General features: G+C 43.3%; 10 protein-coding genes and 1 pseudogene. 8 read left to right on the top strand and 3 right to left on the bottom strand.

Features of this window, described 5'->3' with window-relative positions; translation table 11 throughout:
• Positions 1–10: 10 nt before the first annotated feature.
• Together VZ94_RS03270 and VZ94_RS03265 are read right to left on the bottom strand one after the other, a co-directional pair.
• Positions 11–349 carry a class I SAM-dependent methyltransferase gene (locus tag VZ94_RS03270; protein WP_052700182.1) on the bottom strand — a complete coding sequence of 113 codons (339 nt, stop codon included), beginning with the start codon at positions 347–349 and terminating at the stop codon, positions 11–13.
• Positions 350–568: 219 nt separating this feature from the next.
• Positions 569–2104 carry a hypothetical protein gene (locus tag VZ94_RS03265; RefSeq protein WP_045778149.1) on the bottom strand — a complete coding sequence of 512 codons (1536 nt, stop codon included), beginning with the start codon at positions 2102–2104 and terminating at the stop codon, positions 569–571.
• Between the two features lie 698 nt (positions 2105–2802).
• Here VZ94_RS03265 and VZ94_RS03260 point away from each other — a divergent pair.
• The 7 genes and pseudogenes from VZ94_RS03260 to VZ94_RS03240 all read left to right on the top strand — a co-directional run bounded on the left by VZ94_RS03260 (position 2803) and on the right by VZ94_RS03240 (position 8965).
• Positions 2803–4282 (top strand): annotated as a pseudogene (locus VZ94_RS03260) (NarK family nitrate/nitrite MFS transporter).
• A gap of 8 nt (positions 4283–4290) precedes the next feature.
• Complete coding sequence (locus tag VZ94_RS31550; protein WP_338040216.1) at positions 4291–5205, top strand: PP2C family protein-serine/threonine phosphatase; 915 nt, start codon at positions 4291–4293, stop codon at positions 5203–5205.
• A complete protein-coding gene (locus tag VZ94_RS31545) occupies positions 5195–5338 on the top strand; it encodes a hypothetical protein (protein ID WP_338040215.1) in 144 nt (47 codons plus the stop codon). The genes VZ94_RS31550 and VZ94_RS31545 overlap by 11 nt, the downstream gene beginning before the upstream one ends.
• A 23-nt stretch (positions 5339–5361) precedes the next feature.
• Positions 5362–6021 (top strand): serine/threonine protein kinase, encoded by a 660-nt coding sequence (locus VZ94_RS31540; RefSeq protein WP_338040214.1) that lies wholly within the window; start codon positions 5362–5364, stop codon positions 6019–6021.
• Positions 6022–6436: 415 nt separating this feature from the next.
• A complete protein-coding gene (locus tag VZ94_RS03250; RefSeq protein ID WP_045778148.1) occupies positions 6437–7333 on the top strand; it encodes a hypothetical protein in 897 nt (298 codons plus the stop codon).
• 377 nt (positions 7334–7710) lie between these two features.
• Positions 7711–8265 carry a flavodoxin gene (locus VZ94_RS03245; protein ID WP_045778147.1) on the top strand — a complete coding sequence of 185 codons (555 nt, stop codon included), beginning with the start codon at positions 7711–7713 and terminating at the stop codon, positions 8263–8265.
• Positions 8266–8278: 13 nt separating this feature from the next.
• Positions 8279–8965: a 4Fe4S-binding leucine-rich repeat protein gene (locus VZ94_RS03240; RefSeq protein WP_045778146.1), complete on the top strand. Its 687-nt coding sequence runs from the start codon at positions 8279–8281 to the stop codon at positions 8963–8965.
• Positions 8966–9157: 192 nt separating this feature from the next.
• Here the strand turns inward: VZ94_RS03240 and VZ94_RS03235 are convergent, their stop codons facing one another.
• The gene (locus tag VZ94_RS03235; RefSeq protein ID WP_052700181.1) at positions 9158–10663 is read right to left on the bottom strand and encodes a CHAD domain-containing protein; all 1506 of its coding nucleotides are present in this window, start codon (positions 10661–10663) and stop codon (positions 9158–9160) included.
• A gap of 320 nt (positions 10664–10983) precedes the next feature.
• Between VZ94_RS03235 and VZ94_RS25755 the strand changes: the two genes are divergently transcribed.
• Entirely contained in the window at positions 10984–11154 is a 171-nt protein-coding gene (locus VZ94_RS25755; protein WP_157844839.1) for a hypothetical protein, read from the top strand.
• Positions 11155–11248 lie beyond the last annotated feature (94 nt).

Genomic DNA, 11248 nt, shown 5'->3' with positions numbered 1-11248 from the left:
CGCCCCGACCTCAACAGGTGGCAATGCAAAAAAAGTCACCTTGCAGTAACGTCCATGCATCGGCTTGATACCGTAACAATGACTCACCCTCAGAAATCTCTGGCGCTAATCCCAATGTAGCAAAAAAATCTTCAACTGCTAATGGACTCAGCTCCACACCTAAAACCGAATGCCCTTGCTGCGCAAGCCAAACCATATCCAAGCTTTTGCCACATAAAGGCACTAGCACTTCAACGCCTTGTTCCAACGCTAATTGTGGCCAAAACTCTACAAGATAAGGGTTAGCGTCGGCTTGATGGAACGCTAATTCCTGGTTTCGCCATTTATTTAACCAAAATGATTTATCCATGATATTCAGAGCATTTATGAATGAATTGAAACTCTCAGTAAGGTGGTGAAAAATATTTACTATCACCTATATTGAGCAGACATACAGTAAGCAAACTATTATATGTAGCCGAATAACACGGGCAACACCATGCTAACCATGTTATTCGGCCTTATCTTTCCTGACTAAAACAAGCGCAATAACAACCATGCATTGCGCCGTATTCAATAATGCAGCTGTTTAGTTACCACAAACAGATGTCGCGGTAACCGTTGCATTAGTAACTTTTAACGTAACATCGGCAGGGGTTACAACGCCTTTTTTCTTAATAGCAGCCGATGCGCCTTGCCAATTTAAAGTGTTTTCGGTAATGCTTGGCGTGGTTTCTGTCATCGTCACGTCTTGAATATTGGTACATCCTGGCACATCGCCATTGCTATTTAGGACACCAGCAACCACGTCAAAATTACTGCTTTGCGTATCAATAGTCGAGGCGTTCATCAGATAGCCTGTGTTGTAAGGCATAATTGAGCCGCTATCATGTAAGTCAGTAGCAAAGGTTTTTACCCAAATCGGCGCCAATTGAGCATTAAAATGTCCATATAACATATCCGTGTTAGGTATGACTTTAGGTTTGGTTGGGTCAAATGCCGGTGTTGTTGAGCCTGTAAGCAAATAACTGCCGCCAGGAAGCTGTGACCAATTAGCGACATCCGAGGCTTGATAGTTATAACTTGTTGCCGAAACAAAGTTACCATTTGCAGATAGTTTTATCGCGGTAGGATGCACGGATAAACCAACCGGAACCGGAAAACCTCCGATATTAATATATTGCATACCAGTCAAATTACTCGACAAGATAAGGCTTTGGTCGCTATTTTCATTAATATCGCTAACCGATAAGCTCTCATCGGCGCCAGCACTATAACTTTTAGCCCATTGCAACACTAAATTGCTATTGAATTTCATGACAAAAATCGATGGATATTGATCGGTACTAGAGCTTTGTAACGTACCAAATACCAGATAATTACCACCTGAAATCGCCTTAACACCCGACGCCGTAATCACCTCGTTATTGCCATACACCTTAAACGAGCCATTTGCCGGTACGCCATCCGGTTTTATTAAGCCAATCAATATCTTTTGGTTGCTGCCGCTAGCGGCTTCCGAGTTGGCTAATAAAAGATAACGGTTACTCCCTTTAGGTATAAACGAAACAACGGTATCGTCACCGCTATTATAATCATACACTTTGCTCCAAACCGGTACGCCTGTGCTTGCACTGACTTTGGTTAACACCATATCGTTTTTACCGGCACTGTTAAACGTCGTTGTTGAACCTGTACCGATTAAATTACCTTGATTATCTTCAGTAAAAAATAAGTAATCATCGCCCTTACCTTTCCATGTTTTTCTGAATACTTGGGTTAATGCGCCTGTACCAGCATTGACGTTATACAACGCCCATACCGGATTGGTTTTGCCGGTTGCCGTTGTTTGCGTACTACCTTGTAATAACAACTTGCCATTCGCAAGCTCGCCAACATAAAACGTGTCATAGTTGCCAGTCGTAATTTGTTTTACCCAATTTGGGTTGCCGTCATTATCGAGTAACGATAGTAACGGTTTATTTTTTGCGCCGGACGCTTTGGCTGCGCTGTTTAGGTTTAAATAAAACCCGCCAGCCTTCGCTGGCTGCATAGAGCCTACATCGTAAGCCGCCGCACTATAATTTTTTAGCCATTCAGCCTGAGCATAACCTGAGCTTAACAAACCTAACGCCCAAAAGAAAGGAAATAACTGATTTTAAAGAATGATTTTGTCTCATGGTGAACTCCTGTGTGTGATAAACGTTTTGATAAAAGCGTGTTGCTTTTGTTACATGCCTTATTTTGTAGCGAATAAACATAAGGCTGTGGGGGTAATGCATGAGTATATACTGAAACAAACCATCAGCTTAGTGCATTTCTCACAGACAACAGCGAATACGGATGTGGCTACACTAAACCGGACACTTAAAAAATAACCTGAAAGTGTGTGACCGTAATATGAGCCATGTTAAAGTCAAAATTTTAGGCAATGCATAAACGGGCATTGCACCGTATCACACCAACCTCCCCTTTTTTGTGCAACAAACTTAGCAAGACGAACAATACTTGACTAAAATAGCGCATAAACGCACCATAATAATGCACTCAAACAGCCTTTTTGCTATCAATCAGTTAGCCAGTCGTGTTAAGCTACTAACAGATAACGACATTCTTTAGCACTGACTATTGGCCTAACAATTGCTTGCAACATAAAAACCCTAACGCAGGGGTTAACAAAACGTTCACTGCTGAACAGATTAGACAAAGGCGTCGTTCCGAGTTACTACTTGGCGACGCCTTTTTTTATTGCTTAATGGTTTACGCTAAACGTTTTAGCGTAGTCAATAAGCTGTTAAAACTCTCTCTCACTTACCCACTCTTATGTCGTCACATTCATTGAATTTATTGTCTTTTTCCGGCAAGACTAAGGTCTTGCACATGACTTGGCTGGCGTTTTTTATTAGCTTTGTCGTTTGGTTTAACCATGCGCCGTTAATGTTGGCGATTCAAAAATCATTAAACTTAAGCCCCGCCGATATTAAAACCATTTTGATTTTAAACGTCGCGATTACGATTCCATCGCGTATCGCGATTGGCATTTTAGTCGATAAATTCGGCCCTAAGCGGACGTATTCAACGTTATTAGCACTGGGCAGCTTGCCGTGTTTTATGTTTGCTTTTGCGCATAGTTTTGAAGAGCTTGCTCTAGCGCGCTTTTTATTAGGCTTTATTGGCGCGGGTTTTGTCATTGGTATACGCATGGTCGGTGAATGGTTTCCAGCCAAACAAGTCGGTATCGCCGAAGGTATTTACGGCGGCTGGGGTAATTTCGGTTCAGCCGCTGCTGCGATGGCATTACCAGCAATAGCCTTAGCGTTTGGTGGCGATGAAGGCTGGCGTTATGCGATTGCCGCTAGCGGTGGCTTATCGTTGTTGTTCGCGGTTTTATACTATTTCAGCGTCACCGATACCCCTAAAGGCTCGACGTATTTCAAACCGAAAAAAGCCGGTGCGATGGAAGTCACTAGCTGGGGCGATTTGTATTTTTATATTGTCATGACAATGCCGTTATACGGGGCCTTAACCTTATTAACGTGGAAATTATCACCTGCCGGTGTGCATTTACTAACCGAGATACAAGCCCTAGGACTTTATATCGGTATTTGGCTGTTATATGGCTATAACGTGTACAAAATACTTCATGTTAATGTGGAAGCGTTACGTCAGCCGATAGCAGAAATTCATCGGTACAAATTCAAGCAAGTCGCAATTTTAAACTTGGCTTATTTAATCACCTTCGGCTCTGAACTTGCAGTCGTCTCGATGTTACCTATCTATTTCTATGACACGTTTCATGCCGAATATCAAATCACTACGGTACAAGCTGGTTTATTAGGCGGTTGTTTTGCCGTAATGAATTTAATTGCGCGTCCAGGCGGTGGTTGGTTTAGCGATAAATACGGTCGTAAATTAAGCTTAACGCTAGTAGTGTTAGGATTAACGATTGGCTTTGCTATCATGTCGCAAATTACGTCAGCATGGCCGTTATGGCTGGCGGTTTTAGTCGTTATTGTCTGCTCATTATTCGTACAAGCCGGTTGCGGCGCGGTTTTCGCAATGGCACCGTTAATTAAACGCCGTATGACCGGACAAATCGCTGGCATGGTCGGCGCGTATGGTAATGTCGGTGGTGTGGTATTTTTAACAGTATTATCGTTCGTCACGCCGTCGACCTTTTTTCTTAACCATTGCTGGCGTCGGTGTATTCGTTTTAGTTGCCGTGCGCTTTATCGATGAACCTAAAGGCCACATGGCAGAAGTGCAAGAAGACGGCTCCGTTGAAATGATTGAAATAGGCTAATTATTGTTATGGGCAAAGCCACGCTGACCATTGACATAGGCCATGCTAGCGCAGCAGGCGTTAAACCGGACAATGAGGATTTCTTTGGCGCGTTAATCGCCAGCGGCTCGCAGCTTATCCATAAAGGCATTGCCATTGCGATTGCCGACGGCATGAGCGGGAGCGATGCCGGTAAGCAAGCCAGTCATTGTTGCGTGGCAAGTTTTTTAAGCGATTATTACAGTACGCCGGATTCGTGGTCGGTTAAACAAGCCGGGCAAAAAATCTTATCGGCGACGAACTCGTGGTTATACAGTCAAGGTCAAATCCGTTATCAATCAACGCGCGGTATGGTTAGTACGCTAAGCATTTTAGTGTTGAAATCAACTACCGCGCACCTATTCCATATTGGCGATTCGCGTATTTACCGTTTACGTGACGGCGTGTTAGAGCAAATAACACGCGATCATCGTGTTTGGTTAGCTAATGATAAAAACTATTTAAACCGTGCCATGGGCATAGAACCGCGTTTGGAAATTGACTATAAAACGCTGTCACTTGCGCAAGAGGATGTGTTTTTATTGACCACCGACGGGATTCATGACTTTGTTACCGATAAACAAATTAAAACCGTTTTAGAACAGCCGTTAAGCCTAACTGAGATGGCACAGCAGTTATTAGACACCGCACTGGCTCAGCATAGCGACGATAATTTAACCTGCCAAGTCATTAAAATCACTCAAATCCCCAATGCCAAAGAAGATGAAATCTTAAGTCGGCATGAAAATCTACCCTTTCCCCCACCCTTAAGCCCTGGGCAAGTATTAGACGGTTTTCGTATAGAGCAAGAGTTACATGCCAGTAAACGCACACAAATTTACCGCGCTTTCGATACGCGCACACAAACAACGGTTATTTTAAAAAACGCCCTCGGTGTTATTTGACGACGATACGCTTTATATCGAACATTTTTTACACGAAGAATGGGCTGGCAAACGCATAGACAATTCGCATGTGCTGAAAGTCTTACCCACCGATAGAGAAAAAGTTGTATTTATTATGTCACGGAATATTTAACCGGCCCTACGCTACGCGAATGGATGAATGCCCACCCTAAGCCTAGTATTGATACGGTAAGAACTATTATTCAGCAAATCGCCAAAGGCTTGCGCGCATTTCATCGCATGGAAATGCTGCATCAGGATTTAAAACCTGAAAACATCATGTTTGACGCGAGTGGTGTCGTTAAAATCATCGATTTTGGCTCAGTGAAAATCGCTGGCATTGCTGAAATCGTACCAAACATCGGTGATGATACTATCTTAGGCACGTTAAATTACAGCGCACCGGAATATCACTTAGGCCAGCGTGGTTCAGTGCGCTCTGATTTATTTTCACTGGCCGTCATCATGTATGAAATGTTTAATAACACGCTACCGTTCGGCCCGGCGATGACGACACGTGCTGACGCCATGAAACTGGCGAAATTACGCTACACGCCCAGCATTCACCACAATCCTATGGTGCCTATCTGGATTGACGGCGCATTACAAAAAGCGACAGCCATTAATCCACAACTACGCTATAACGACTTATCAGAATTTTTATACGACTTAACCACACCTAACCACGCTTTTTTTAGTAGCAAAGAAGCGATTCCGTTACTTGAGCGCAACCCGTTACGGTTCTGGCAAGGGGTGTCGTTGCTGTTATTAGTGGTTAATATTGTATTGGTTTATCAGTTGGTTAAGAGTGGTTAGCAATACTTGCTGGGTTAGCTTTAAGTGGGTATCGGGTAAAGAATGAGAGTTTCTTATCATTATTCGGGGTTTTAGCAGAGCCTCACCAAAACAGGCTGAGGAAACAGGATAATGAGAGCGTAAAAACGAAGGCGGTGTTAAACATCAATCTATTTTAGAAGACAATCTAGTTTAAAAAAAAATTTAAGTTAACAACTAGAATAACTGGGGCTAGAAATTTATATATCGCTTATTTGTTTTTTAATAGCAGACATTTGAGTTTACTTTGACCCTTGAGCTCAGTTATTCCAACCCGCTGGCAGTTTTGCATTTCCATTTTTATCAAGGTTGGGCGGCTTCTTTTGCTTTAGTGTACAGGATGACCGCTACCGAAATGCTAGGCTGAGCAGAACATTTTGCAGAGGAAAGACGAATTATGAGTGGAAAAAATACAGAAAGTGGTAATGTAAATCTAGGCATGTACCAACTTGTCACGCAGGAGCGAGAGAGGCTCGGCGTACGGTTTGTTTGCGATCATGAAATATGGCAGAGCGAGGATACTGCCTTGCCAGGCTATGAGGGATACGAGCATTTCACAGTAGCAAGAGGGTTCTCACTTCTCGCTGATGATGGAGATTCCTTTCAAATGATCTCACAGGCAACCAGAGAATGTTATCCCACAAAGGAGAGGAGAGAAGAGGTATTCGAGTGTGGCTACGAGTTCATTTCGATAATGAAGCTTGCGGCACTCTCCATCGGCGCCACAGCCGTCTACGGAAAATCGAGTTTTTCCGATTTAACCGATTTCTTTCCTCATCCGGAAACAGACTTATTTTGGCAGCACTTCATCCAATCATGGATTTCTTTAGGCATGGCTTCTGATAGATTACGGACGTTCTTTATTGAATTTGTTCGATGCGAGTCCGAGAAAAAACTCGATAAAACTCTAAAAAATCAATTGAAACAGCATGATAGTCAGTTCAAACAATTTGTTTATACTCAAGCTTTCCGTGAGTTTCCAACTGAACGTCTTTCCACTAATCAATCCAAGCAACGCTTGACCGAATTGCAAGGATTTTTAGAAAGTATTGCCACCATCAGATCAAAACGCAATAACTTTGTACATCGCTATGCGAGTCGAGAAGCTATGATTGTTGCAGCACAACGAGATGGCAAAAGCGACCATGCTGATATATTTAAGGCGTTCAAGGGCGATAAACACACAAGCGATTACACAGAAGAACTTGCTGATGCATATAAGGTATTGGTTAGAACCGGCAATTTGGTATTCTCGCTTGAAAAGGACGTCACAGAGAACTATGGATATAAATAAGAATAACTGGGTAGGATATATAGGGTCACATATACATATAATGGGGTCAGTGTAAATTCACACTTTGCTGCCTATCTTTAATTATCGACTACAGGAAAAACAAATGACGAATAACCAGCTTCCTGCCCCCCATTTCATGGGGCTTTTATGGAATCTGAAGAAATATGCCTCTGTCAGCTACGCACAGACTTGCGCAACAATGTCGCAAATCCATCTATCGACAGTGTAATTGTCGTTACATAGAAAACATAAGCCTACCGCTAGCACGCAAATCCACCCTATCCTTATGAAATTAAATAAGAAAAACACTCCTTTTATCATGGCACAAAATTTGCTAATACGATATTGAAACTAGGCAATTTCAGCACAGGTGAGTTATGAGCAAAATCGGTATTTTTTTCGGAACAGACACAGGCAGCACGCGGCTAGTGGCTAAAAAGATTTACAGCTTGTTAGGTGAAGAGGTAGCGGATAAGCCTAAGAACATCAACAAAACCCGTCCTGCCGAATTATTGCAGTACGATGCCCTGATATTAGGTACGCCAAGCTATGGAGTTGGTGAATTACCTGGATTAGCGACCGGTTGCATGGAAGCCAATTGGGCAGAGTTTATCCCTTATTTAGATGATGCTGACTTATCTGGTAAGCGCGTCGCGCTATTTGGTTTGGGTAATCAAGAGCGTTACGCGGATCGCTTCGCCAGTTCTATGATTCATCTGTATAGGATATTTTATGGCTACGGTGCTGACATCGTCGGTCAATGGCCTACCGAAGGCTATCAATTCAAGCACTCACATGCCATTATTGATAATCAATTTGTCGGCATAGTGTTAGACCAGCGTACCCAACCGCATTTAACCGAAGAACGGTTAAAAATCTGGCTCGCGCAAATCACGCCTCAATTGCTGCCCGCTGCCCTTGAAACCGCCTAAGGATTCAAGCTCGATGGCGACAGACAGTGCCGATATGACACCGTTAGCGGACTGCTCGGAATGCGGCTACCGAGAAACCTTATTGCCAGCAGGTGCTTGCAAACCGGGTGATTGCTGTGTCGTGGCGAACAGTGGGCGGCAAATCGACCGCTTTTTCCGCGCCAATCCCAGCCTTGCCGCCGATTATTGCCAAGATAGTTTCTGGGAACGACGAGCCATCGCCGCACGGTATTTGCCGACCAACCAATTACAAGTCATGCTCAGCGATCCAGACGAAGCAGTCAGACGGGTATTAGCTTACCGTGTGCCGTTGGAGTGGCTGATTAATTTGCGCAATGATATTGACCGCGAAGTCAGGATTACTGTTGCTGACCGTTTACCAGAACAAGAATTGGAACTCATGGTGCAAGACCCTGATTATTTGGTGCGTGCTTATGTCGCCAAACGCCTACCCGAAGGACGATTATTTCGTTTGGTCGCTGACCCGGATAACGAAGTCCGGCGCACCGTCGCAGAGCGCTTGCCAACGGTTAGTTTAGGCTTAATGGCTAATGACCCTGAAACCCGTATTCGCCGCATCGTCGCCCAGCGTATAGACGCTGATGAGCTAGGTTTACTCGCCGAGGATGCTGATTGGACGGTACGCTATGAAGTGGCCTTACGTGCATTGCCCAATTTTGCTGCAACACTTGCAAAATGATGCTGAAGAAGATGTCCGTATGGTTGCGCAACAACGGTATGAAGAACTAGGCTAGTACACCACACCGAAGATTTATGTTCACACTACCAATGGCTTTCCGATGTAAGTTCAGCGAGGTTTAGCCAGCGTTTCATTAAAAATCGCGATATACTTTAGAATTTGCCTTACTTTTTAATGATTTGGTGTGCTAGATTAGTGTGTAAACAAGCGGTTAAACAAACTCAGCGTCGAATGCCCACTAAACTGGCTAAAACATTGGCTAAACTCGTGGCGCGTTTGTTGTCGATTTTTATCTAACACCGTTATTAATGCTTTCAGGGCAGTTAACGTAGCACTAGTAGTATTCAATAAACGCAGTTCCTCGCCGAACTCGCCAAGCTGCTGCTCTTGCACACAATAGTCTTGATGGCGACCTAGCATTTCTTGCATGGCTTTAAGCGGCTGAAGAAAGGCTTTGATGGCTTTTGTCGGATAAAGGCTTTGGAAAAACTCTAGTAAATACCTAAGTTTCTTACACGTTTTGCGTAATTCATGTAAGCATTCCGGACTTGACGTTTCAGTAATCGCTTGGCCTTGTTGCAAGACGCGCTTAAACAACCGACGAATTTTTTTATCAGCTAGCGTTTTAATCGATAGCCTCGCGGGTTGTATAGGCAATATTGGCGATGACTGTAAAAATGCATCCCATGCAGTCAAGGTATCTCGGTATTTAGCTGAGTTTAAATGCTCAGCTAAAATCTGTTGCGCGCTGGCTTGTTTGTTTAACAAAAAATCTCTAAACGGCAGTAAATCCGCGCTAAGTGTGGCCGGTAAACAATTTTGATACGCATTAAACTGTTCGACATAAACGTCTAAGTCACGCGTAGGGCTAGTGACAGCGCCTAACCAGGTAAAAAACTCACTAAAATGCTGGTATGCGTGGTCTGGCTCTACCGTTTTCATTTGACTTAACAAGACTCGCGTACGGCGTACTGCAACACGATAATCATGCAGAAATTCGCTATCAAAATGCGCAATAACACCGGTTTCGTTGGCTTTTAATAGCTGTAACAGTTGTGTCAGCAAATCTTTACAAGCAATCTCTGCATGAGTATCTGCGGTAAATTCACAACGAATCTTGGCGTTATAGGCCACGGGTAAGCTATTTCTCCGTATTGAGACGACGTTTTTAATCATTTGTAAGTGTTTCAATTGCGCGACTAAATTATGCGCCTGTTCGGTATAACCTTTTAATGCGATAACAGTTACCCGATTATTGAAGGCTGGGCACTTTTCAAACTCTAAACGCACAATGATTTTTTGGCGCTTGTCCAAAATGTCAATGCAGTGCCTTTCGATACTCATCGTACACAGTTTTAATAACGCACGGTTTTCCAGCACAGGTTCTAGGCGTGTGCGTAGCGCAGCAGATTCAAACTGACGCGCAAAAACCGGTAGTTCAGTTAAAGCTGTACTGGCAATAACCGTTTCTCCGGTTAGTTCCTGCAACGAAAACACCGCATTGTCTGAGCTAACACAATACTCGGCGCTAAGTCCCTGCGCAGCCAATCGGCTATCAAAACTGTCATAATAGCTTTTATGAACAATTTGCTTACGCTGTTTTTTTGCCGTCGTAAATGTATTTAGTATGCTCAATAATGCTTTAACGCTGATATTGCCTACTAATTCAAACTGTGCGTTTACATTTTGCTGGGTCATAACTTGCGCCGTATTAAAAAACTATCGCTGAAATTTAATGCTGCACACCTGGTTAAAACAGTGACTGCAGTTATTAGGTATAATATTGACATGGCATATTGTTTAAGGCTACCGCTTTAGCATTTGTGGCTACACACTTTAGTAGGGACAGGGTATTTAGGGTGTAGGTGTTGGCAGCAGGGATGCTGCCACCAAGCTACAAGGATGTATTCACGGCGTCCTGCACCCTGAATATCCTATCCCACCTTACGTTGGTAGCTACATTTTTTAAAGCTGAGTCACATTGAGTGCCTAAATAAAAATAATAATGGGAGGATACTATGGAACTTGAAAATAAATTTAGTGCATTACAGCTAGCGGTTATTAACGAGCAAGCCTCTATGTATACGTGCGCATGTCCTGTGCATGTGAGTTTACAAATAACGTATTTGCGTAAGCTATTTGATTATCAAAAACGTGTGTTTAAAAAGACGCAGCCACTAGCGAACTAGACGCACAAGTACATTTAAAAATTGCCGAGGTGACGAAAAAAGCCCATCAACTCATGGAACAATGCTTAGATGAAGTACTAAATATGGAGGGTTG

The sequence above is a fragment of the Methylocucumis oryzae genome (assembly GCF_000963695.1).
Lineage (GTDB): Bacteria > Pseudomonadota > Gammaproteobacteria > Methylococcales > Methylomonadaceae > Methylovulum > Methylovulum oryzae.
The sequence above is the reverse complement of the archived record's forward strand: the minus strand, read 5'-3'. Positions and strand labels throughout refer to the sequence as shown.

Coding starts and splice junctions, on each gene's coding strand:
- VZ94_RS31550 (WP_338040216.1), top strand. CDS start 4,291: ATGGGCAAAGCCACGCTGACCATTGACATAGGCCATGCTAGCGCAGCA.
- VZ94_RS03240 (WP_045778146.1), top strand. CDS start 8,279: ATGGCGACAGACAGTGCCGATATGACACCGTTAGCGGACTGCTCGGAA.
- VZ94_RS03245 (WP_045778147.1), top strand. CDS start 7,711: ATGAGCAAAATCGGTATTTTTTTCGGAACAGACACAGGCAGCACGCGG.
- VZ94_RS31540 (WP_338040214.1), top strand. CDS start 5,362: ATGAATGCCCACCCTAAGCCTAGTATTGATACGGTAAGAACTATTATT.
- VZ94_RS03235 (WP_052700181.1), bottom strand. CDS start 10,663: ATGACCCAGCAAAATGTAAACGCACAGTTTGAATTAGTAGGCAATATC.
- VZ94_RS03250 (WP_045778148.1), top strand. CDS start 6,437: ATGAGTGGAAAAAATACAGAAAGTGGTAATGTAAATCTAGGCATGTAC.
- VZ94_RS03270 (WP_052700182.1), bottom strand. CDS start 349: ATGGATAAATCATTTTGGTTAAATAAATGGCGAAACCAGGAATTAGCG.
- VZ94_RS25755 (WP_157844839.1), top strand. CDS start 10,984: ATGGAACTTGAAAATAAATTTAGTGCATTACAGCTAGCGGTTATTAAC.